This is a genomic window from Klebsiella sp. CN_Kp066 (genome assembly GCF_040065135.1).
GTDB lineage: Bacteria > Pseudomonadota > Gammaproteobacteria > Enterobacterales > Enterobacteriaceae > Klebsiella > Klebsiella oxytoca.
This window is the reverse complement of the sequence record NZ_JBEAIU010000056.1, coordinates 193,302-215,007: the sequence shown is the minus strand read 5'-3', so window position 1 is coordinate 215,007 and position 21,706 is coordinate 193,302. Positions and strand designations below refer to the sequence as shown.

The 21,706-nt window shown below is 54.9% G+C and carries 20 protein-coding genes; 10 read left to right on the top strand and 10 right to left on the bottom strand.

Annotated elements, in window-relative coordinates:
* Positions 1–68: 68 nt before the first annotated feature.
* Positions 69–1,427: a glycoside-pentoside-hexuronide (GPH):cation symporter gene (locus tag ABLV75_RS24650; RefSeq protein ID WP_004103224.1), complete on the bottom strand. Its 1,359-nt coding sequence runs from the start codon at positions 1,425–1,427 to the stop codon at positions 69–71.
* A gap of 508 nt (positions 1,428–1,935) precedes the next feature.
* Between ABLV75_RS24650 and ABLV75_RS24645 the strand changes: the two genes are divergently transcribed.
* Complete coding sequence (locus ABLV75_RS24645) at positions 1,936–3,657, top strand: alpha,alpha-trehalase (RefSeq protein ID WP_224330375.1); 1,722 nt, start codon at positions 1,936–1,938, stop codon at positions 3,655–3,657.
* A gap of 103 nt (positions 3,658–3,760) precedes the next feature.
* On the opposite strand, the gene emtA is transcribed toward ABLV75_RS24645, so the two are convergent.
* Positions 3,761–4,372, bottom strand: coding sequence for a membrane-bound lytic murein transglycosylase EmtA (gene emtA, locus ABLV75_RS24640; protein ID WP_016808276.1), 612 nt, complete (start codon positions 4,370–4,372; stop codon positions 3,761–3,763).
* A 95-nt stretch (positions 4,373–4,467) separates the two neighbouring features.
* On the opposite strand from emtA, the gene ldcA reads away from it, so the two are divergent.
* Positions 4,468–5,382 (top strand): muramoyltetrapeptide carboxypeptidase, encoded by a 915-nt coding sequence (gene ldcA, locus ABLV75_RS24635; RefSeq protein WP_348855198.1) that lies wholly within the window; start codon positions 4,468–4,470, stop codon positions 5,380–5,382.
* Positions 5,383–5,474: 92 nt separating this feature from the next.
* Positions 5,475–7,208: a potassium/proton antiporter gene (locus tag ABLV75_RS24630; protein ID WP_348855197.1), complete on the top strand. Its 1,734-nt coding sequence runs from the start codon at positions 5,475–5,477 to the stop codon at positions 7,206–7,208.
* Between the two features lie 16 nt (positions 7,209–7,224).
* Here ABLV75_RS24630 and dadX read toward each other — a convergent pair whose 3' ends face one another.
* Together dadX and ABLV75_RS24620 are read right to left on the bottom strand one after the other, a co-directional pair.
* Positions 7,225–8,295: a catabolic alanine racemase DadX gene (dadX, locus tag ABLV75_RS24625; RefSeq protein WP_004103243.1), complete on the bottom strand. Its 1,071-nt coding sequence runs from the start codon at positions 8,293–8,295 to the stop codon at positions 7,225–7,227.
* Between the two features lie 12 nt (positions 8,296–8,307).
* Positions 8,308–9,606, bottom strand: coding sequence for a D-amino acid dehydrogenase (locus ABLV75_RS24620; RefSeq protein ID WP_004103245.1), 1,299 nt, complete (start codon positions 9,604–9,606; stop codon positions 8,308–8,310).
* A 320-nt stretch (positions 9,607–9,926) separates the two neighbouring features.
* Here ABLV75_RS24620 and ABLV75_RS24615 point away from each other — a divergent pair, with 320 nt between their 5' ends.
* Positions 9,927–11,459, top strand: a complete 1,533-nt coding sequence (locus tag ABLV75_RS24615) for a SpoVR family protein (protein WP_004103247.1) — start codon at positions 9,927–9,929, stop codon at positions 11,457–11,459.
* A 59-nt stretch (positions 11,460–11,518) separates the two neighbouring features.
* Here the strand turns inward: ABLV75_RS24615 and fadR are convergent, their stop codons facing one another.
* Positions 11,519–12,238 (bottom strand): fatty acid metabolism transcriptional regulator FadR, encoded by a 720-nt coding sequence (gene fadR, locus ABLV75_RS24610; protein WP_004103249.1) that lies wholly within the window; start codon positions 12,236–12,238, stop codon positions 11,519–11,521.
* A gap of 245 nt (positions 12,239–12,483) precedes the next feature.
* Here fadR and nhaB point away from each other — a divergent pair, with 245 nt between their 5' ends.
* From nhaB to ABLV75_RS24595, 3 genes are all read left to right on the top strand, one after another.
* Positions 12,484–14,037: a sodium/proton antiporter NhaB gene (gene nhaB, locus ABLV75_RS24605; protein ID WP_024274390.1), complete on the top strand. Its 1,554-nt coding sequence runs from the start codon at positions 12,484–12,486 to the stop codon at positions 14,035–14,037.
* A gap of 130 nt (positions 14,038–14,167) precedes the next feature.
* Positions 14,168–14,698 (top strand): disulfide bond formation protein DsbB, encoded by a 531-nt coding sequence (dsbB, locus tag ABLV75_RS24600; protein ID WP_004103253.1) that lies wholly within the window; start codon positions 14,168–14,170, stop codon positions 14,696–14,698.
* Between the two features lie 116 nt (positions 14,699–14,814).
* The gene (locus tag ABLV75_RS24595) at positions 14,815–15,159 is read left to right on the top strand and encodes a DUF1971 domain-containing protein (protein WP_004103255.1); all 345 of its coding nucleotides are present in this window, start codon (positions 14,815–14,817) and stop codon (positions 15,157–15,159) included.
* Positions 15,160–15,168: 9 nt separating this feature from the next.
* On the opposite strand, the gene ABLV75_RS24590 is transcribed toward ABLV75_RS24595, so the two are convergent.
* The 3 genes from ABLV75_RS24590 to ABLV75_RS24580 form a co-directional block, all read right to left on the bottom strand.
* The gene (locus ABLV75_RS24590; RefSeq protein ID WP_004103257.1) at positions 15,169–15,615 is read right to left on the bottom strand and encodes a YcgN family cysteine cluster protein; all 447 of its coding nucleotides are present in this window, start codon (positions 15,613–15,615) and stop codon (positions 15,169–15,171) included.
* 94 nt (positions 15,616–15,709) lie between these two features.
* Positions 15,710–16,369: a fumarylacetoacetate hydrolase family protein gene (locus ABLV75_RS24585; RefSeq protein WP_004103259.1), complete on the bottom strand. Its 660-nt coding sequence runs from the start codon at positions 16,367–16,369 to the stop codon at positions 15,710–15,712.
* Between the two features lie 17 nt (positions 16,370–16,386).
* Complete coding sequence (locus tag ABLV75_RS24580) at positions 16,387–16,668, bottom strand: YcgL domain-containing protein (protein WP_004103262.1); 282 nt, start codon at positions 16,666–16,668, stop codon at positions 16,387–16,389.
* Positions 16,669–16,794: 126 nt separating this feature from the next.
* On the opposite strand from ABLV75_RS24580, the gene minC reads away from it, so the two are divergent.
* Genes minC through minE form a run of 3 tightly spaced genes read left to right on the top strand, consistent with a single transcriptional unit; the run spans position 16,795 to position 18,602 of the window.
* Positions 16,795–17,493 carry a septum site-determining protein MinC gene (gene minC, locus ABLV75_RS24575; RefSeq protein WP_004103264.1) on the top strand — a complete coding sequence of 233 codons (699 nt, stop codon included), beginning with the start codon at positions 16,795–16,797 and terminating at the stop codon, positions 17,491–17,493.
* Positions 17,494–17,516: 23 nt separating this feature from the next.
* A complete protein-coding gene (gene minD, locus ABLV75_RS24570; RefSeq protein ID WP_004103267.1) occupies positions 17,517–18,329 on the top strand; it encodes a septum site-determining protein MinD in 813 nt (270 codons plus the stop codon).
* Positions 18,330–18,332: 3 nt separating this feature from the next.
* Positions 18,333–18,602 carry a cell division topological specificity factor MinE gene (minE, locus tag ABLV75_RS24565; RefSeq protein WP_004103270.1) on the top strand — a complete coding sequence of 90 codons (270 nt, stop codon included), beginning with the start codon at positions 18,333–18,335 and terminating at the stop codon, positions 18,600–18,602.
* A 64-nt stretch (positions 18,603–18,666) separates the two neighbouring features.
* Here minE and rnd read toward each other — a convergent pair whose 3' ends face one another.
* Both rnd and fadD read right to left on the bottom strand, forming a co-directional pair.
* On the bottom strand, positions 18,667–19,782 hold the full coding sequence (rnd, locus tag ABLV75_RS24560) for a ribonuclease D (RefSeq protein WP_162098340.1): 1,116 nt from the start codon (positions 19,780–19,782) through the stop codon (positions 18,667–18,669).
* 81 nt (positions 19,783–19,863) lie between these two features.
* Complete coding sequence (gene fadD, locus ABLV75_RS24555) at positions 19,864–21,549, bottom strand: long-chain-fatty-acid--CoA ligase FadD (RefSeq protein WP_085955773.1); 1,686 nt, start codon at positions 21,547–21,549, stop codon at positions 19,864–19,866.
* Positions 21,550–21,706 lie beyond the last annotated feature (157 nt).

Here is a 21,706-nt window from a genome sequence, read left to right as displayed (position 1 = left end):
ATCCCGGATACCACAGGGCTATCCGGAGGCAATAAATCAGATAGCCCTTGCACTTTTTTAGTGTTTAATCAGGATTCAGCAAAAGTTCCGTTTTTCAAATCATCAACGATGCCGTTCATTCTATTTTCAGTTAAGCCATAGAATTTAATAGAGACTGCGGTAAGAACATAAAAAACAGAAGGTACCAGCGTGAATAACAGCACCACCCCCTGTACGGCGGAAGCCGGCTGTACCGTGGTGTTAGCGGCGTAATGGTAATAGGCTAATATCCAGCCAAGGATCGCCCCACCGACGGCGACGCCCAGTTTTATCACAAAGATATTGGCCGCAACGTTCATACCGGTAATACGCCGCTGGGTTTTCCATTCGCCGTAGTTGTTCACATCGGTAATCATCGACCACTGCAGCGCGCCGTTACCGCCCTGAATAATGGAGATCAGAATATGGACCCCAAGCACCAGAAGCCAATACTGCACCGGTACAATAAAGCACACGACCCCCAGCGCAGCGGTGACGAGATTAATCCAGAAAGAGAGTCTGACCTTACAGAAACGCGTACCAAACGGTTTTGCCAGCACCGAACCCAGCATGGAGGCAAACATCCCGCCGAGCATGAATAGTGTAATAACGTCCGCACCTTTATTCAGCACGCTATTGACGTAATATACCACCGCCCCGCCGCGAATCACCACGGCGACCAGCATCATAAAATTGTAAACGGAAAGAATACGCCACTGATCGTTGCGGAAAAGAATTTTCACATCGCGGGCAATATTCAGATTTTCTTCTTTAATCGGCTGAACGCGCTCTTTAGTGGTCGCGAAACAGACGACAAACATCAGGCAGCCTATAACGCCAAATATCGCCATGGAGACCTGAATACCCGTCGCCCGATCGCCCGGATAAAGAAGATCAGCCAGCGGTAAAATAAACGCGGTACCGAGCGCCCCGCCGATCGGCGTGATAGCGAAACGCCAGGATTGCAGCGAGAGACTCTCGCGCGGATCGGAGGTCAGCGCCGCGCCCAGCGAGCAGTAAGGGATATTTATCGCGGTATACATCAGTGTCATGAATATATATGCCGCCACGGCGTAAACAATTTTTCCCGAGTCAGAGAAAGATGGAATGGAATAAACCAGCACGCAGCTCACCGCAAAGGGGACGCATATCGCCAGCAGCCAAGGACGAAAGCGCCCCCAGCGGGTTGAGGTGGCATCCGCAATCGCCCCCATAATCGGATCGGTAATCGCATCCAGCAGACGAACCAGCAAAAACATCGTCCCCATCACGGCGGGCGGCAGGCCATATATATCGGTATAAAAATAAGCCAGAATAGCCACGGATGAGTCAAATACAATATGGCTCGCTGCGTCCCCCAGGCTGTAACCTACTTTTTCTCTGACAGAAATTTTGTCGCCAGCAGACATACATCACTCCTTTACGAAAAAATGAAACCGGTTTCTGTAAAGTCTGCATTTTTTACTTTTCCCTCCTACAGATGCCATTATGTTTTTTTATTAATTATTTATGTTTTTTTATTTATGTGATCCTGTCAGCCTTCAATGGTATTAGAACCCGGTTTTTTGTTTGGCAGATCACATGTTTTAATACTTCGCTAACTTTTTTCAGGCGACAGGGATGAGCCGATAAAAATGCCATATAGGAATACCATGCCGCTTGTCTATTTATTTTTCTTATTCACGGATTATGTTTTTTATCAATTACCAGATATTCAGCGCCCCCCGAAGTACCATACAAGACAGCACTGTTTTAATCGCCAATATTTTGTCGGCGCGGAACAGAGCGATGCCCGGTAAATACTCTGTTTTCACTTAAAATGTTACCTCGGACACGCGCAGCGGCGGATATTCGTCTAAGGTTTTCTGATGGCCGAATGCAGTGGCACATAGTCTGCAATGATAAGGAGAACAATTTATGACGAGTCCGGTTTCCCGTCGCCCCGCAACCCTTCGTCTGGCGCTCGGGGGCGCATTTGTCGCTCTGGCGACGCTGACGGCTCAGGCTGAAGAGACCCGCCCTACCCCGCAATCGCCCGATATCCTGCTCGGACCGCTGTTTAACGACGTGCAAAGCGCCAAACTTTTCTCTGACCAGAAAACGTTCGCTGACGCCATCCCTAACGGCGACCCGCTGATGATCCTTGCCGATTATCGGATGCAGAAAAATCAGACCAGCTTTGATTTGCGGCACTTTGTCGAGCTTAATTTTACCCTGCCTCAGGAAAACGACCAGTACGTTCCGCCAAAAGGGCAAACCCTGCGCCAGCATATCAATGGACTCTGGCCAGTGCTGACCCGCAGTACCGTTGAAGTAGAAAAATGGGATTCGCTGCTGCCGCTGCCAAAACCTTACGTGGTGCCCGGCGGACGCTTTCGCGAAGTCTATTACTGGGATAGCTACTTCACCATGCTTGGCCTGGCTGAGAGCGGCCACTGGGATAAAATCGAAGATATGGTGACCAACTTTGCCGCCGAGATCGACACCTGGGGTCATATTCCCAACGGCAACCGCACCTACTATCTGAGCCGTTCGCAGCCGCCATTCTTCCCGTTTATGGTTGAACTGCTGGCCACCCATGATGGCGACGAGGCACTCAAGAAATGGCTGCCGCAGATGGAGAAAGAGTACCAGTACTGGATGGATGGCGCTGAGGCGCTTCAGCCCGGCAGCGCCAGCAAGCGCGTGGTGCGCATGGCCGACGGCGCGCTGCTCAACCGCTACTGGGATGATAACGACACGCCGCGCCCGGAATCCTGGCTGGACGATGTGACCACCGCCAAAAATAACCCCAATCGTCCGGCGACTGAAATCTACCGCGATCTGCGCTCTGCCGCGGCATCCGGCTGGGACTTTAGCTCACGCTGGATGGATAACCCGCAGCAGCTCGGCACTATACGTACCACCTCTATTGTTCCGGTCGATTTGAACTCGCTGATGTTCCATATGGAAAAAGCCATCGCTCGCGCCAGCAAAGCGGCGGGAGACTCGACCAAAGCCGCGAAGTATGACGCGTTAGCCAATGCCCGCCAGAAAGCGCTGGAAAACTACCTGTGGAATGATAAAGAGGGCTGGTACGCCGATTACGATCTTAAAAGTCATAAGGTGCGCAATCAGCTGACCGCCGCGGCGCTGTTCCCGCTGTACGTTAACGCCGCCTCCAGCGAACGCGCTGCGAAAGTCGCCGCCGCCACCGAAACGCGGCTACTTAAGCCCGGCGGCCTGACCACCACCACGGTGAATAGCGGCCAGCAGTGGGACGCCCCCAACGGCTGGGCGCCGCTGCAGTGGGTCGCGGCGGAGGGTTTGCAAAAATATGGCCAGCAAAAAATTGCGATGGAGGTAAGCTGGCGTTTCCTGAGCAACGTCCAGCACACTTACGACAGCAAACAGAAGCTGGTGGAAAAATATGATGTCAGTTCGACGGGAACCGGCGGCGGCGGCGGCGAGTATCCGCTACAGGACGGCTTTGGCTGGACCAACGGCGTCACGCTGAAGATGCTGGACCTGGTGTGCCCGAAAGAGAAGCCGTGCGATTCCGTGCCTACCGCGCGCCCGGCGGCGAATGACGATATCGGCTCGGCGCAGCCTGCCGCGCATCAACCTGCTGCGGTTGAGGAGAAAAAAGCCGCGCAGTGAACCTTCGCGCGGCGGAACTCCGCCGCGCGTCTTTCTCACTTTACTGTCCCTGAATCGGCTGGGCTGATGACCCCCGGCAAGCTAAGCCAGTGGGGAGCGCCCGTTACATGGCGTCCAGCGCTTTCTGCAGCTTCCAGATATAGCGCGGAGCCTGCGGTGCCGGATGTTTCTTCACCACGTGCTCAAAGAAATCATCGGCGTCCATATCGTTAATCTCCTCAATCGCATCCTGGCGATTAGACGAGAAGGTGCGCAGCAGCGCGCCCGCGCCGTTGGCGTAGGAAACCACCACCGCATAGCGCATTACCTGCGGATCTTTAATCCCCGCCAGCGGACCGTTCTCGAGAATGCTAAGGTAGGCCGCCCCCATAGAAATATTACGCTCGGGATTTTTCAGTTCGCTCACCGAAGGATCGCCGCTCCAGCCCATCCGCCGGTAAACATCGCGCCCGGACGTTGAGGGTTTCAGCTGCATCAGGCCAACCGCGCCGGATTTGCTGACCACCGTCGGGTTGCCGCCGGATTCAATGGCGATAATGGCGGTAATCAGCTGGGGATCAACGCCCCACGCCGCGCCGGCTTTTTCGCTGATTGGCATCCACTGCATCGCCCGCTTAACCGGGACTTCCGGATTCCACGGCGGGTTACGATAATCGTGTTTTGAACTACAACCGGCCAACAATACAAATAAAAAAACACACCATCTCAATTTCACACATCTATCCTTATTGGCTGAAGTTTGCCGCATGGAGATGACAATAAACGCTCCAGGCGGCATGATAACCCTTTCATTCTTAGCAAGGAATTGTCATGTCTCAGTTTTATCTCATCGCCCCCTCCGGCTATTGCATCAACCAGGAGGCGGCGAATCGCGGCGTGCAACGTCTGCAGGAGGCCGGGCATCAGGTGGCGCACCAGGAAGTCATTCCCCGCCGGGCGCTGCGCTTTGCCGGGACTGAGAACCAACGCCTTGCCGATATTAACCAGCTCGCCACCCTCGACGGCAAAAACCGTATCGTGCTGGCGGTACGCGGCGGCTACGGCGCGACCCGCCTGCTGCCGCAAATTGACTGGCAGGGGCTCATTGCCCGTCAGCAGCGGGATCCGCTGCTCATTTGCGGCCACAGCGATTTCACCGCCATCCAGATGGGCCTGCTGGCAAAGGGTAGCATAATCACTTTTAGCGGGCCGATGCTGGCGGGAAACTTTGGCGCCGAAGCGCTTAATGAATTTACCGAACACCATTTCTGGCAGGCCCTGCGCAACCCGGCGTTTACGCTTGAATGGCACGGCGAGGGGCCCGACTGTCGCGCCAGCGGCACGCTATGGGGCGGCAACCTGGCGATGCTGACCTCGCTTATCGGTACCCCGTGGATGCCGAAGATTAGCGACGGGGTTCTGGTTGTGGAGGATATTAACGAGCATCCCTTCCGCGTTGAGCGTATGCTCTTGCAGCTGCTTAATAGCGGTATTCTGGCGCGCCAGCGGGCGATTATCCTCGGCAGCTTTACCGGCGCTGTCGCCAACGACTACGATGCCGGATACGATCTGCCGATGGTATACGACTACCTTCGCCAGCAGCTTAACATTCCGGTCATCAGCGGCCTGGATTTTGGCCACGAGCAGCGCACGGTCACCCTACCGCTTGGCGCCAGAGCATTGCTGGTCAACAACGCCTCTGCCACGACGTTGAGCATCAGCGGCCACCCGGTACTGACAGAATAAAAATTCCTCTAACGCATATCCTGATCGGCGTCGGATTGTTAAAATGGTGTAGTTTTTAATTTATCTTCACGCCGGTAAGGAGTACGTCAACATTGGACGCCGCTGCGGTCATCAGTCTGTTTATCCTGGGTTCTGTTTTAGTAACCTGTAGCATCTTATTAAGTTCCTTTTCCTCACGCCTCGGCATCCCGATTCTGGTTATCTTCTTAGCCATTGGGATGCTGGCGGGTATTGACGGTATCGGCGGCATTCCGTTTGACAACTACCCTTTCGCCTACATGGTAAGTAACCTGGCGCTGGCGGTCATTCTGCTTGACGGCGGGATGCGCACCCAGGCTAGCTCCTTTCGCGTAGCGCTTTGGCCCGCGCTGTCGCTTGCCACGGTCGGGGTGTTAATTACCTCGGCCCTGACCGGACTCATGGCGGCCTGGCTGTTTAAACTCGACCTGATTGAAGGCATGCTGATCGGCGCGATTGTCGGCTCGACGGATGCCGCAGCGGTGTTCTCTCTGCTCGGCGGAAAAGGGCTAAACGAACGCGTCGGCTCAACGCTGGAAATTGAATCCGGCAGCAACGACCCGATGGCCGTGTTCCTGACCATTACGCTTATCGAGATGATTCAGCAGCATGAAACCGGCCTGAGCTGGATGTTCCTGGTGCATATCGTCCAGCAGTTTGGCTTAGGTATCGCCATCGGTCTCGGCGGCGGCTATCTGCTGCTGCAGATGATTAACCGCATTGTGCTGCCCGCCGGGCTTTACCCCCTGCTGGCGCTGAGCGGCGGGATCATGATTTTCGCCGCCACCACCTCGCTGGACGGCAGCGGCATCCTCGCGGTCTATCTGTGCGGCTTCCTGCTGGGCAACCGGCCGATTCGCAACCGCCACGGCATTCTGCAAAACTTTGACGGGCTGGCGTGGCTGGCGCAGATCGCCATGTTCCTGGTGCTCGGCCTGCTGGTCACGCCGTCAGATCTGTGGCCCATCGCCATCCCGGCGCTCATTCTGTCGATGTGGATGATTTTCATCGCCCGTCCGCTGTCGGTATTCGCCGGCCTGCTGCCGTTTCGCGGCTTTAACCTGCGCGAGCGCATATTTATCAGCTGGGTGGGTCTGCGCGGCGCGGTGCCGATTATTCTCGCCGTCTTTCCGATGATGGCGGGCCTGGAGAATGCGCGCCTGTTCTTTAACGTGGCTTTCTTCGTGGTGCTGGTCTCGCTGCTTTTACAGGGTACGTCGCTCTCCTGGGCGGCCAAAAAAGCCAAAGTAGTGGTGCCACCGGTCGGATCGCCCATCTCACGCGTCGGGCTGGATATCCATCCGGAAAATCCGTGGGAGCAGTTTGTCTATCAGCTGAGCGCGGAGAAATGGTGCGTCGGCGCGGCGCTGCGCGACCTGCATATGCCGCCGGAAACGCGGATTGCCGCGCTATTCCGCGATAATGCTCTGCTGCACCCTACCGGCAGCACCCGCCTGCTGGAAGGCGATATTCTCTGCGTGATTGGCCGCGAACGCGATTTACCCGCGCTGGGTAAACTGTTCAGCCAGTCGCCGCCGGTGGCTCTCGATCAGCGCTTCTTCGGTGATTTTATTCTCGATGCCAGCGCCAGGTTCGCCGACGTGGCGCAGATTTACGGCATTGACGGGGGAGAAGAGTTTCGCGATCGTCAGCAGTCGCTGGGTGACGTCATACAGCACCTGTTAGGCGCAGCCCCGGTTGTCGGCGACCAGGTGGAATTTGCCGGCATGGTGTGGACGGTGGCGGAAAAAGAAGAGGATCACGTTCTGCGGGTTGGCGTACGGATGGCGGAAGATGAGGCGGGGTGATCCGCCTCGGTTCAGGTTACACTGTCACAACCGGCACGCGCGGCGCAAGGGCGCACATTAATTCATATCCGACGGTGCCGCAGGAGGCTGCGACATCGTCAATTTTGATCTCTTTACCCCATAGCTCGACCGGCGCGCCAATGCCTGCCTGCGGGCAGGTTGTCAGGTCCACCGCCAGCATATCCATTGAGATACGCCCGACCGTTACGGTGCGGACGCCATCAACCAGCACCGGCGTTCCGCTGGGCGCTAAGCGCGGGTAGCCGTCGGCATAGCCGCAGGCAACGATGCCGATTCGCCGCTCCTCAGCCGTGCGCCAGGTTGCGCCGTATCCAACCGCTTCACCGGCTTTCAGATTCTGCACGGCGATAATTTCGCTGCTTAGCGTCATGACCGGTTTCAGCCCGGTATTGGCCACATCCTGCCACTGGCCGGAAGGCGAAGCGCCATAAAGCACGATCCCCGGCCTCACCCAGTTAAAATGCGACTCCGGATGCCACAAGGTGGCCGCCGAGTTCGCCAGCGAGCGCGGGCAATCCAGCCCTTCCGCCGCCTGCTCAATGCGCCGCATCGGCTCCGCGATGCCATCCGGATTTTCCGCTTCGGCAAAATGCGACATCAACGTCATTTCACTGACGTTGCTGAGCGCTCGCAGCTGCTGCCAGACGATTTGCAGACGATCCGGCATAAACCCCAGCCGGTTCATCCCGCTATTCACCTTGACGTAAATATCAAGCGGCGCATGCAGCTTCGCCTGCTGAAGGGCCTTAATTTGCCAGTTACTGTGCACGCTGGTGGTCAAGCGGTATTTATCAAATAACGCCAGCTCATCGGCATGAAAAAAGCCTTCCAGCATCAGTATCGGCCCTTTCCAGCCCAGCTCACGCAGCAGTATCGCCTCTTCAAGATTCAGCATCGCGAAACCGTCTGCGGCGCTAAGCGCATTCCAGACCCTTGCCAGACCGTGGCCATACGCATTGGCTTTGACCACCGCCCACAGGCGCGAGCCGGGCGCCGCGCGGCGAACAATTTGTTGATTCTGGCGTAAGGCTGACATATCAATGCTGGCCTTTACAGGACGAGACATGAAAGCTCCTTGTTAATTGTGAACGCCATGCAGATGCTGAGCGCGGGCCGGCGTAAAGCCGCGTCCGTAGCGGGCGACGGCAAGATCGTCATACGGGATCGCCGGCGTGCGTCCGGAGATCAGGTCGCTAATCAGCTGCCCTGAACCACAGGCCATGGTCCATCCCAGCGTGCCGTGGCCGGTGTTGAGCCACAGATTTTTATACCCCGTACGCCCCACCACCGGCGTACCGTCCGGAGTCATCGGACGCAGTCCGGTCCAGAAGGTTGCCTGTTCAACGTGGCCGCCGCGCGGGAACAGATCGCGCACTACCATCTCCAGGGTTTCACGCCGCGGCTGCAGCAGTTCTTTATTAAATCCAACAATTTCTGCCATTCCACCAACGCGAATACGCCTGTCGAAACGGGTGATGGCGATTTTGTAGGTTTCATCAAGGATAGTCGAAACCGGCGCGCCGTCCTCTTCCGCGATGGGGATCGTCAGCGAATAGCCTTTCAGGGGATAGACCGGAATATCCACCCGCCCTTTCAGCATGGCCGTCGAATAGGATCCGAATGCCATAACGTACGCATCGGCTTTAATAATTTCAGCGCCGCACTTCACACCCGAGATGAGATCCCCTTCATAGAGCAGTTCATCCACCGGAGTATTAAAACGGAAAGTCACGCCCGCCTGCTCCGCCATTCGGGCCAGACGAGTGGTGAAGAGCTGGCAGTCGCCGGTTTCATCATTAGGTAAGCGCAAACCGCCCGTGAGCTTATGGCTCACTTCTGCCAGCGCCGGCTCAACTTCCAGCAGGCGATTCGCTTCCAGCAGCTGGTAAGGCACGCCCGCATCCTGCAGCACCGCAATATCGCGGGTCGCGTTCTCGAACTGCTTGTCAGTGCGGAATAGCTGGAGCGTACCACCCTGGCGCCCTTCATACTGAATACCGGTGCTCTCGCGCAGCGCTTTCAGGCAGTCGCGGCTGTACTCGGCCAGGCGCACCATTCGTCCTTTATTTTCCATATAGTGGCGAGTGTCGCAGTTGCGCAGCATCTGCCACATCCATTTCAGCTGGAACTGGGTGCCATCCAGACCGATAGCCAGCGGAGCGTGGCGCTGGAACATCCACTTAATCGCCTTCAAAGGGACGCCCGGCGCCGCCCAGGGCGCGGCGTAGCCGGGGGAGATCTGCCCGGCGTTAGCGGCGCTGGTCTCTTCGGCCGGTCCCGGCTGACGGTCGATAACCGTCACTTCATGTCCTGCCTGGCTTAAATACCAGGCGCTTGCGACTCCTACAACCCCACTTCCCAGTATGACGACGCGCATAGCGGCTCCGTAATCGTTAAAGAACAATCATCTAATTACAAATTGATAACTCAGATGAAAATATTATTCAACATACGCTTTATTTATGGTGACTTATCTCACAGGATTCTGCGCCAGCGCTGACCCCGTCGCTTTACCATCTCCTGCTGCGCCTCATTTTTCTACAGAATAAAATTCTGATTAAAACGCAAAACAGCGCCTTTAAGATTGTGAAATCGCGAAGAAAGGAAATGCGGATAGACGCAGTTTGCGACGCCGTGTTCTATGCTTGTTTAGAGGTTTTCCGTACAGAGAGAACCATCAACAACGAGGGCGCGCTAATGGCTACGATTGATTCCATGAACAAGGACACAACCCGTTTAAGCGATGGACCCGACTGGACTTTTGAACTGCTGGAGACCTATCTGGCAGAAGTCGACCGGGTGGCGAAGCTGTACCGTCTTGACACCTATCCGCACCAAATCGAAGTCATTACTTCCGAACAAATGATGGATGCCTACTCCAGCGTCGGGATGCCGATTAACTATCCGCACTGGTCGTTCGGTAAAAAATTCATCGAGACCGAACAGGCCTATAAGCACGGCCAACAGGGGCTGGCTTACGAAATCGTCATTAACTCCAACCCCTGTATTGCCTATTTGATGGAAGAGAACACCATTACCATGCAGGCGCTGGTGATGGCGCACGCCTGCTACGGGCATAACTCGTTTTTCAAAAATAACTATCTCTTTCGCAGCTGGACCGATGCCAGCTCAATCATTGACTATCTCATCTTCGCGCGGAAATACATCACCGAATGTGAAGAGCGCTACGGCGTTGATGAAGTTGAAAAACTGCTCGACTCCTGTCATGCCCTGATGAATTACGGCGTTGACCGCTATAAACGCCCGCAAAAAATCTCCCTGCAGGAGGAGAAGGCGCGGCAAAAAAGCCGGGAAGAGTATCTGCAAAGCCAGGTGAATATGCTGTGGCGCACGCTGCCGAAGCGAGAAGAGGAAAAAACCATCGAAGCCGCGCGTCGCTACCCTTCTGAACCGCAGGAAAATCTGCTCTATTTCATGGAGAAAAACGCGCCGCTGCTGGAGCCGTGGCAGCGTGAGATCCTGCGCATCGTGCGCAAGGTCAGCCAGTATTTTTATCCGCAGAAGCAGACTCAGGTGATGAACGAAGGCTGGGCGACTTTCTGGCACTACACCATCCTGAATCACCTTTATGATGAAGGTAAAGTGACGGAGCGCTTTATGCTGGAGTTCCTGCACAGCCACACCAATGTGGTGTTCCAGCCGCCATACAACAGCCAGTGGTATAGCGGTATTAACCCCTACGCGCTGGGGTTCGCCATGTTCCAGGATATCAAACGTATTTGTCAGTCGCCGACGGAAGAGGACAAATACTGGTTCCCGGATATTGCCGGCTCTGACTGGCTTGAAACTCTGCACTTCGCGATGCGCGACTTTAAGGATGAAAGCTTTATCAGCCAGTTCCTGTCGCCGAAAATCATGCGCGACTTCCGCTTCTTCACCGTGCTGGATGACGATCACAACAACTATCTCGAAATATCCGCAATTCATAATGAAGAGGGATATCGTGAGATTCGTTCCAAACTTTCAGCGCAGTACAACCTGAGCAACCTCGAGCCAAACATTCAGGTATGGAATGTGGACCTGCGCGGCGACCGCTCGCTCACCCTGCGCTACGTGCCGCACAACCGCGTGCCGCTGGATAAAGGCCGCCGTGAGGTGCTTAAGCACGTTCACCGCCTGTGGGGATTTGACGTTCTTCTGGAGCAGCAAAACGCCGATGGCAGCGTCGAGTTGCTGGAACGCACCCCGCCGCGGCAGAACCCGCTGTAGCCGTTGAAAAGCAAAACGCCCGGTAAAAGCACCGGGCGTTTTTTATTCATTACGTGGGCTTAACGCATATTAATCGCTAAGTCGCCCGGTAGATTCTTCTGCATACGATGCCAGATCTCACCGCTGTCGCGGCCGTAGCGGCGTACGATGTCATAAACCTGCTCATGCAGGCCCTCTTCACAAACTTTAGCCAGCTGATGATAGAAGCCGAGCGCCAGGCTGCGCGCTTCCGGATTGGCAAAATAGTGGCGACCGATACGGGTATATAAGCCTTTCATACCGTTGAGGATCAGACCATAGATGGGATTGCCTGAGGCAAACGCCAGACCGCGGAAGATATTGTAATCCAGCTCGGCAAACGCATCGGCGTGGTCTTCAATTTCACGCGCGCTCGCCAGTACCTCCAGCGCCTTATCCGGATGCTGACGGAAAGCGGTACGGATGAAAATGGTCGAAATATTGGTACGCACGGACAGCAGATTATCAATCAGCTGCGGTACGCTGTCATGGTCGAGACGCGCCAGGGTTTCGAGAATATTCAAACCTGAAGTTTCCCAGAAATTGTTCACCTTTGTCGGTTTACCATGCTGAATGGTTAACCAGCCATCGCGGGCCAGACGCTGCAACACTTCACGTAAGGTTGTACGGGTAACACCAATCAGTTCAGAAAGTTCACGTTCAGCGGGAAGAATTGAACCAGGGGGAAAACGGTTATTCCAGATACTTTCAATGATGTACTCTTCAGCGAAACCCGCAGGGCTTTGCGCCTTAATGACCATAATAAGATTTCCATTACACAGCGTTGCTATTCGACTCATCATACCAGAGCGGCCATAAGGCAGATAGCGCCAGAAAGTAATTAAAAAGGGATCGCCGTTTCATTTTCCACTTTTCATTTCACATTTTCTGTTGCTAAAGAATGTGATGCGAAGAAAGTTGCGTCTCGTTTTGCGCAACTGGTAATCTTGCGTATAGTTACGCATAAAATCATGTTTCAGAATTTGACGGAGAAAGGATGTCTGTCGTGGAAATGTCTTATGGCCGCGCCCTGTGGCGCAATTTTCTTGGCCAGTCCCCGGACTGGTACAAACTCGCTCTCATCATTTTCTTAATTGTTAATCCGCTGGTCTTTTATCTGCATCCGTTTATTGCCGGATGGCTGCTGGTTATCGAATTTATCTTCACCCTGGCGATGGCGCTCAAGTGCTATCCCCTGCTGCCGGGCGGCCTGCTGGCCATTGAAGCGGTATTTATCGGCATGACCACCCCGGGGCATATCCGCGAAGAGGTGGCCAGTAATCTTGAAGTCCTGCTGCTGCTGATGTTTATGGTCGCGGGGATCTACTTCATGAAGCAGCTGCTGCTGTTCATATTCACCCGCTTGTTGCTTGGCATTCGTAGCAAGATGCTGCTGTCGCTGGCGTTTTGCGTCGCATCCGCTTTCCTCTCCGCCTTCCTCGACGCGTTGACCGTTGTCGCAGTGGTGATAAGCGTTGCCGTCGGCTTCTACGGTATTTACCACAAAGTCGCTTCGGCGCGGCCGGATGATGACAATATGCTCGACGACAGCCATATTGAGCAGCACTATCGCGATGTCCTGGAGCAGTTCCGCGGCTTCTTGCGCAGCCTGATGATGCATGCCGGGGTCGGCACCGCGCTTGGCGGCGTGATGACCATGGTCGGCGAGCCGCAGAACCTGATCATCGCCAAGGCGGCAGGCTGGCACTTCGGCGAATTCTTCATGCGTATGCTGCCGGTTAGCCTGCCGGTGCTGGTATGCGGACTGATCACCTGTCTGCTGCTGGAGAAATTCCGCCTGTTTGGCTACGGCGAACCGCTGCCGCCAACCGTGCGCAAAGTGCTACAGGATTTTGACGATCGCAGCCGCCAGAGCCGCAGTCGTCAGGATCGCCTGCGTCTTATCGCTCAGGGTCTTATCGGCGTCTGGCTGATTATCGCCCTTGCGATGCATCTTGCGGAAGTCGGCCTGATCGGCCTGTCGGTGATTGTGCTGGCGACAACGTTCTCAGGCATCACCGATGAACACGCTATCGGCAAAGCCTTCACCGAAGCCCTGCCGTTTACCGCCCTACTGACGGTCTTCTTTGCCGTGGTTGCGGTTATTATTGACCAGCACCTTTTTGCCCCGGTGATCGAGTTCGTTCTTCAGGCATCGCCGCACGCCCAGCTATCGTTGTTTTATCTGTTTAACGGTCTGCTGTCGTCGATTTCTGATAACGTCTTCGTTGGAACCGTCTATATCAACGAGGTCAAGTCCGCGCTGGAGCAGGGTACCATCAGTTTGCCGCAGTTCGAGCTGCTGGCGGTGGCGATCAATACCGGCACCAACCTGCCATCGGTCGCTACGCCGAACGGCCAGGCTGCTTTTTTGTTCCTGCTGACTTCCGCGCTGGCCCCGCTGATTCGCCTCTCCTATGGCCGGATGGTGTGGATGGCGCTGCCCTATACTCTCGTCCTGACCCTCGTCGGCCTGGCCTGCGTCGAGTTTACCCTGATGCCGGCCACCCAGTGGATGCTGGAGCACGGTTGGCTGGTGACGCCACAACTGCTGAAATAAAATCATCCATGCCCGGCTCAAAACGCCGGGCATTCCATATTCGTTTACGTAATATTTTCAGACTAGCTGCTGGCGTCGCTACGGTTTTCGTTTACACTGCCATGATTTAGCATGTTCCAGGGAAATGATTATGTTGCGATATTTAAACCAGTGCTCAAGGGGACGCGGTGCCTGGCTCCTGATGGCGCTAACCGCGTTTATTCTTGAATTGGTGGCGTTATGGTTCCAGCACGTGATGCTGCTGCAGCCGTGCGTACTGTGTATTTACGAGCGCTGCGCGCTATTTGGCGTGATGGGCGCCGGTATCGTCGGCGCCATTGCGCCAAAAACCCCTCTGCGCTACGTCGCGATTGTGATTTGGCTCTACAGCGCCCTGCGCGGGCTGCAGCTGTCATGGGAACACACCATGATTCAGCTTCACCCTTCCCCCTTCCAGACCTGCGATTTCGCCGCTCGTTTCCCAACGTGGCTGCCGCTGGATAAATGGCTGCCTCAGGTGTTTGTCGCTACCGGCGACTGCTCCGTACGCCAGTGGGAATTCCTGACGCTGGAAATGCCGCAGTGGCTGGTCGGCATCTTCGCAGCCTATCTGGTGGTCGGTGTACTGGTGCTTATCGCTCAGCCGTTTAAACCTAAAAAGCGCGATCTGTTTGGTCGCTAAGACCGATTGCTCATAAAGCGCTCCTCCGGGAGCGTTTTTTTTGCCTGCGCGTTGACGTTGCCGCCATAAAGTTGCATATTAAATACATCTTATAAATGTTAACTAAGGAGCACATGATGTCTCATTTGCGTATTCCCGCTAGCTGGAAGGTAAAACGCTCCACCCCATTCTTTACCAAACAGAACGTACCCGCCGCTTTGCTGACGCACCACAACACCGCAGCGGGTGTTTTCGGCCAGCTTTGCGTAATGGAAGGGACGGTAACCTACTATGGTTTCGCCGATGAACAGGCGACAGAGCCTGAGGCAAAAGTCGTTATCAATGCTGGCCAGTTCGCAACCAGCCCGCCGCAGTACTGGCACCGCATTGAGCTAAGCGACGACGCGCAGTTCAATATTAACTTTTGGGTTGCAGATGACGCCGACGGTGAAAGCGGGCTATTTCACGCGAAGAAAGGCTAACTGCGCGCCTTACTGCGCCCAGTCTGGTTTATTTAAAATATGGTCCTGCCAGTCAACCACGGTGGATTCTTTCACCGCAATATGGCGAACGGAGATGCGTTCGCCATGCATCGCCGCCTTCGAACCGGTTAACAGCGGATGCCAGTGCGGCAGCGGCTGGCCTTCCGCCAGCAGACGATAGGCGCAGGTCGGCGGCAGCCATTCAAACGTAGGCAGATTGTCGCGAGTTAACTTGATGCAATCCGGCTCATACTCGAAACGGCGCTCATAGTTACGGCACTGGCAGGTTTTGATATTGAGCTGACGGCAGGCGACGTTGGTAAAGTAGATTTCGTCGGTATCTTCATCCATCAGCTTATGCAGGCAGCACTGACCGCAGCCATCGCAAAGTGATTCCCACTCCGCATCGCTCATTTCATCCAGTGTTTTTTGTTGCCAGAAAGGTTGTTCGCTCATTGGGATGTCCGTCATTGCAGTTCAGGGTGCACCTTATAACCACTCTGGCACGCCGATGCAAGTTTTGCCGCCCGGAGAAGGCGGCAAGCGGACGTTACAGCACGCGGGTAGTCAGCAAAAAGCCGTTAAAACCGACTTCCAGCTCGTCTCCGCTGCTCAGCGGCCCTACGCCTTCCGGCGTACCGGTCAGCACCACATCCCCGGCTTTCAGGGTAAAAAAGCGCGACATATAGGCGATGAGTGGCACAATCTTATGGATCATGTCGGCGGTCGAACCCTGCTGGCGCACTTCGCCGTTCACCTTCAGACTCAGCGGAGTACTCTGCGCGTCGCCGTGAAACTCGGCGGCGGGAATAAAGCCTGAAACAGGACAGGAGTTATCAAAGCCTTTGGCCTTCTCCCACGGCTGACCGGCCTTTTTCAGTTTTCCCTGCAGATCGCGCAGGGTAAGGTCCAGCGCCACGCCATAGCCGGCAATGGCTTTCAGCACATGATCTTCCGTCGCCTGGCGCAGCGTACCGCCAATCAGTACCGCCAGCTCAACTTCATGGTGCACCGACCCCAGCCCCTCAGGCAGCACCAACGGCTGGCGGATGTCGCATAGCGCCGTCTCAGGTTTAATAAACAGCACCGGCTCTTCCGGCGTCGCACTGCCCATCTCTTTGATGTGTTTTGCATAGTTGCTGCCAACGCAAACCACTTTGCTTACCGGATAATCCAGTAGCGCACCCTGCCAGTTATGATGTTGGTACATTATATTCCCTCTGTGGGTTAATCAGATTTATTCCCCTGTTCCGCCAGGTGTTTCTTGAGTAAATTTTCAGACGGAGGAGGCAGCTGAAGGTAATAGCCCTGATCGGTGAGCGCCTGTTTCACTTTCTCCAAATCGGCGTGAATGAGTTTTTTTCGTCCATCGAGCGGTAGAATCATTGCCAGTTTGGGCGTACCGAAGCTATACATTAATTCGTCAGGAACGCGGGAGAAATCGTCCTTTTTTTCGACATATAAATAGGTTTGCTCGCGTTTAGTACTTCGATAGATCACACAAAACATAGTTTTACTCGGAATTAGACCTGTGGTCACTTGCCTCAATATATGAGTGACTATAACATGCCTTTTAGTCTTCGGAATATCACCGCACTTCAGCGAGTGATAAACAGCAAATTGAGTAAGGCCAGGATGTCAAATACGCCAATCGAACTTAAGGGCAGTAGCTTCACCTTATCTGTGGTTCATTTGCACGATGCAAATCCCGAGGTTATTCGTCAGGCGTTAGAAGACAAAATCGCCCAGGCTCCCGCCTTTTTACGGCACGCTCCCGTGGTGGTGAATATCAGCAGCATTGAAGATGACGTCGACTGGCGCCCTCTGCATGAGGCGATCGCGGCTACCGGCCTGCGTATTATGGGCGTAAGCGGATGTAAACTTCCCCGGCTGAAAACGGAAATTGACCGCGCCGGGATCCCTTTATTAACCGAAGGGAAAGAAAAAGTGACTCGCCAGGCCGCGCCTGAACCCGTTGCCCCACCTCCAGCTGTTAATCAGATCACAAAAACGCGTTTGATTGATCAGCCGGTACGTTCCGGTCAGCGTATTTATGCGCCACACTGTGATCTAATTGTTACAAACCATGTGAGTGCCGGGGCTGAACTTATCGCCGATGGTAACATCCATGTATATGGCATGATGCGGGGACGCGCGCTCGCTGGCGCAGGCGGCGACAGAGACGCCCAAATATTTTGTACCAACCTCTCGGCGGAACTGGTTTCCATCGCGGGGGAATACTGGCTGAGTGATAACATTCCGGCCGAATTTTATGGCAAAGCGGCCCGTCTACGTTTAGACGACAGCGCTTTGACGATTCAATCGTTGAATTAATCCCTTTTTAACAAGGAATTTCTATGGCACGCATTATTGTTGTGACTTCGGGTAAAGGAGGCGTTGGCAAGACCACCTCCAGCGCGGCCATCGCTACTGGTTTGGCCCAGAAGGGAAAGAAAACGGTCGTTATCGACTTCGACATCGGCCTGCGTAACCTTGACCTGATCATGGGCTGTGAACGCCGGGTCGTTTATGATTTCGTCAACGTCATCCAGGGCGATGCCACGTTGAACCAGGCGCTTATTAAAGATAAGCGTACGGAGAATCTCTATATTCTCCCGGCCTCCCAGACGCGTGACAAAGACGCCCTGACCCGCGAAGGCGTAGACAAAGTTCTCGAAGAACTGAAAAAAATGGATTTTGATTTTATCGTCTGTGACTCCCCTGCAGGCATCGAAACCGGTGCGCTGATGGCGCTGTATTTTGCTGATGAAGCCATCATCACCACCAACCCGGAAGTCTCCTCCGTTCGCGACTCCGACCGTATCCTTGGTATCCTGGCCTCCAAATCCCGTCGCGCGGAAAGGGGCGAAGATCCAATTAAAGAGCACCTGCTGCTGACGCGCTATAACCCAGGCCGCGTAAACAAGGGTGACATGCTGAGCATGGAAGACGTGCTGGAAATTCTGCGCATCAATCTGGTGGGCGTGATTCCGGAAGATCAGTCCGTGCTGCGCGCGTCAAACCAGGGCGAGCCGGTGATTCTGGATGACGCCTCGGACGCGGGTAAAGCCTATGCCGATACGGTTGAACGTCTGCTCGGAGAAGAACGCCCTTTCCGCTTCGTAGAAGAAGAGAAGAAAGGTTTCCTCAAACGCCTGTTCGGAGGATAAATTATGGCATTACTCGACTTTTTTCTCTCGCGGAAAAAGAACACGGCCAATATTGCGAAAGAGCGCCTGCAAATTATCGTCGCGGAGCGCCGTCGCGGCGACGCTGAACCGCACTATCTTCCGCAGTTGCGTAAAGACATTCTTGAGGTGATTTGCAAATACGTGCAAATCGACCCGGAGATGGTCAGCGTACAGCTGGAGCAGAGAGACGGTGATATTTCGATTCTGGAGCTGAACGTGACTCTGCCGGAAACTGAAGAGTCGAAGCCCTGAGCCTGAGGTGTAAAAAAACCGGCAACGCTGTGCGCAGCCGGTTTTTTCACTATGCCGATCGGCGCTAGCGCGGGTAGTCGCTTAATAGCGCATTCAGGCGATCGGCCATCAATTCACCGCGCCAGCCGGAAACCAGTTCAGGCTGCCCGTTGCCGTTTTTTAGCCCCCAGTGCCAGTTCAGCAGCTGATTAATCTGTCTTCTTGAAGCCAGCAGCTCCGCGCTCACGCCCTTCTCGGCGCTTACGGTCTGAACTAACGCTTTGATATCCTTAAACAGCTTGCGGTAACCGGGCATGTCGATCAGATTTTGCAGCGGCTCTGGCAGCGCCTCTTCCGGCAGCGCCTGCGCCTTCTCGACGAGGGCGATCAGCGTCTTACCGTGGAAACGAATCTCGCTGCCCGAGAGTCCGAGGCTGTCAAGTTCCCCCAGGCTGGTGGGCATATAGCGCGCCACGTTCCACAAATGCTCTTCACGGATAACAAAGTTGACCGCCAGGTCGCGTTCGCGCGCTTTACGCAGCCGCCACTCCGCCAGCAGCTGCAGGCAGCCCAGCTGACGAGTGCGCAGCTGCCAGGCATTACCAATGTCGCGCCACGCCTCGGCAGGATCCTGAATCTCCTGACGACGCTGCTGCATCAGCTGGCATTCATCCAGGGCAGCGGAAAGCCAGCCCGCGCTGTCGGTTTCAGCCATCAGCTTTCCGGCAATCGGCAGCAGGTACCAGACGTCGGCAGCGGCATAAACGCACTGGCGTTCGGTCAGCGGGCGCGCCAGCCAGTCGGTACGAGATTCGCTCTTGTCCAGCGCAACGCCGGTATACTCTTCTACCATCGACGCAAAGCCCCAGGACATCGGACGACCGCAAAAAGCGGCAAGAATTTGCGTGTCGATCAGCGGCTGAGGCATCAAATGAAAGGCATTAAGAAATACTTCCAGATCTTCACTGCCAGCGTGCAAAAATTTGGTCACATCTTTATTCAGCAGCAGTTCACGCATCGGTTCCCAGTCGGTGATAACCAGAGGGTCAATCAGCGAGACCTGGTTGCCGTCGAACAGCTGGAGCAGACCGAGCTGCGGGTAGTAGGTACGAGTACGGACAAATTCCGTATCCAGCGCGATGGCAGAAACCGCGCTTGCCGCTTCACAGACGGCGCGAAGGCCATCGTTGGTGGTGATCATCTGATAGTTCAAATCATACTCTCTTAACTTGCGCCCATAAAAAACGCCGGCTTAGCCGGCGTCTGGCGATTCACTCTTAGCTCAGGCTTTATTGTCTACTTTAGCACGGGCTTCGTCACGCAGTTCTCGACGTAAAATTTTCCCGACGTTGGATTTCGGCAGCTCATCGCGAAACTCAACCAGCTTCGGAACCTTGTAGCCGGTCAGCTGGCGACGGCAGAAAGCGATCAGCATCTCTTCCGTCAGCGTCGGCTCTTTCTTCACCACGAAAATTTTCACCGCCTCACCGCTGCTTCCGGACGGTACGCCAACCGCAGCAACCTCCTGAACCCCGGAATGCTGCATTACCACATCCTCGATTTCATTCGGATAGACGTTGAAGCCCGAGACAAGGATCATATCTTTTTTGCGATCGACGATACGCAGGAAGCCCTCGTCATCCATCACCGCGATATCGCCGGTATGCAGCCAGCCGTCCTTAATGATTTCAGCGGTAGCATCAGGGCGCTGCCAGTAGCCCAGCATCACCTGCGGCCCTTTCACGCACAGCTCCCCCGGCTCTCCCGGCGCAACTTCATTATCGTCATCATCCACCAGCTTCGCTTCGGTGGACGGCACTGGCAGGCCAATACTGCCGCTGTGATAGTCGATATCGTGCGGATTGACGCTCACCAACGGCGCGCACTCCGTCAGGCCATAGCCTTCCAGAAGATACTGCCCGGTCAGCTTAACCCAGCGCTCCGCAACGACCTGCTGTACCGGCATTCCGCCGCCGGCGGAGAGATGCAGTGAAGAGAAGTCGAGCTGCTGAAACTCTTTGTTGTTAAGCAGCGCGTTAAACAGGGTATTGACTCCGGTCATCGCGGTGAAGGGATATTTCGCCAGCTCTTTGACCAGGCCTGGGATGTCGCGCGGGTTGGTGATCAGCAGGTTTTGCCCGCCCAGTTCAATGAACAACAGGCAGTTCATGGTCAGCGCAAAGATGTGATACAGCGGTAGCGCGGTAACAACCAGCTCTTTGCCGCGATGCAACAGCGGCCCGTAGGTACCGTTCACCTGCTCAAGGTTCGCCAGCATATTGCGATGGGTCAGCATTGCCCCTTTCGCCACGCCGGTTGTGCCGCCGGTATATTGAAGAAAAGCGAGATCCTGAGAGACGATTTCCGGCTTAATGTACTGCATGCGGTAGCCGTGCTGCAGCGCGCTGCGAAACGAGATGGCGTCCGGCAGATGGTATTTTGGCACCAGCCGTTTAATGTACTTCACCACAAAGTTAACCAGCGTCCCTTTCGCCGTGGAAAGCTGATCGCCCATGCGGGTTAAAATCACGTGCTTGACCTGGGTTTTATCAACCACCTTTTCCAGGGTATGCGCAAAGTTGGAAACGATCACAATGGCGGCGGCGCCGCTGTCGTTAAGCTGATGTTCCAGTTCGCGCGGGGTATAAAGCGGATTGACGTTCACGACAATCATGCCAGCGCGCAGGATACCAAACAGCGCCACCGGATACTGCAGCAGATTAGGCATCATCAGCGCGACACGGTCGCCTTTTTGCAGGCCTAACCCTTCCTGAAGATAAGCGGCGAACGCGCGGCTGCGCTCCTCCAGCTTGCGGTAGGTCATCACCTCGCCCATGTTAATAAAGGCCGGCTGGTCGGCATAGCGGCGGACGGCGTGTTCAAACAGTTCAACCAGGGATTGATAGCGGTCAGGGTTTATCTCCGCAGGAACGTCTGCGGGATAACGGTTTAGCCAAACCTTTTTCACTGCATCACCTCTGAAATAGTTATTCGTCGTCATCACAACCCCTGATCAACAAACATTTTGTTAACATTATATTAACTCAGCGTACCAGTTTATTAATTAGGCGTTTTACAGGTTGCGAAGCGCGTCACTATTTATTTTTCTTATTTGACTGAAAACG

What these genes read in the sequence shown, in the direction of transcription:
- ABLV75_RS24650 (WP_004103224.1), bottom strand. Translation starts at nt 1,427, where the DNA reads ATGTCTGCTGGCGACAAAATTTCTGTCAGAGAAAAAGTAGGTTACAGC.
- ABLV75_RS24645 (WP_224330375.1), top strand. Translation starts at nt 1,936, where the DNA reads ATGACGAGTCCGGTTTCCCGTCGCCCCGCAACCCTTCGTCTGGCGCTC.
- ldcA (WP_348855198.1), top strand. Translation starts at nt 4,468, where the DNA reads ATGTCTCAGTTTTATCTCATCGCCCCCTCCGGCTATTGCATCAACCAG.
- dadX (WP_004103243.1), bottom strand. Translation starts at nt 8,295, where the DNA reads ATGTCTCGTCCTGTAAAGGCCAGCATTGATATGTCAGCCTTACGCCAG.
- ABLV75_RS24620 (WP_004103245.1), bottom strand. Translation starts at nt 9,606, where the DNA reads ATGCGCGTCGTCATACTGGGAAGTGGGGTTGTAGGAGTCGCAAGCGCC.
- ABLV75_RS24615 (WP_004103247.1), top strand. Translation starts at nt 9,927, where the DNA reads ATGGCTACGATTGATTCCATGAACAAGGACACAACCCGTTTAAGCGAT.
- fadR (WP_004103249.1), bottom strand. Translation starts at nt 12,238, where the DNA reads ATGGTCATTAAGGCGCAAAGCCCTGCGGGTTTCGCTGAAGAGTACATC.
- dsbB (WP_004103253.1), top strand. Translation starts at nt 14,168, where the DNA reads ATGTTGCGATATTTAAACCAGTGCTCAAGGGGACGCGGTGCCTGGCTC.
- ABLV75_RS24595 (WP_004103255.1), top strand. Translation starts at nt 14,815, where the DNA reads ATGTCTCATTTGCGTATTCCCGCTAGCTGGAAGGTAAAACGCTCCACC.
- ABLV75_RS24590 (WP_004103257.1), bottom strand. Translation starts at nt 15,615, where the DNA reads ATGAGCGAACAACCTTTCTGGCAACAAAAAACACTGGATGAAATGAGC.
- ABLV75_RS24585 (WP_004103259.1), bottom strand. Translation starts at nt 16,369, where the DNA reads ATGTACCAACATCATAACTGGCAGGGTGCGCTACTGGATTATCCGGTA.
- ABLV75_RS24580 (WP_004103262.1), bottom strand. Translation starts at nt 16,668, where the DNA reads ATGTTTTGTGTGATCTATCGAAGTACTAAACGCGAGCAAACCTATTTA.
- minC (WP_004103264.1), top strand. Translation starts at nt 16,795, where the DNA reads ATGTCAAATACGCCAATCGAACTTAAGGGCAGTAGCTTCACCTTATCT.
- minD (WP_004103267.1), top strand. Translation starts at nt 17,517, where the DNA reads ATGGCACGCATTATTGTTGTGACTTCGGGTAAAGGAGGCGTTGGCAAG.
- minE (WP_004103270.1), top strand. Translation starts at nt 18,333, where the DNA reads ATGGCATTACTCGACTTTTTTCTCTCGCGGAAAAAGAACACGGCCAAT.
- rnd (WP_162098340.1), bottom strand. Translation starts at nt 19,782, where the DNA reads ATGATCACCACCAACGATGGCCTTCGCGCCGTCTGTGAAGCGGCAAGC.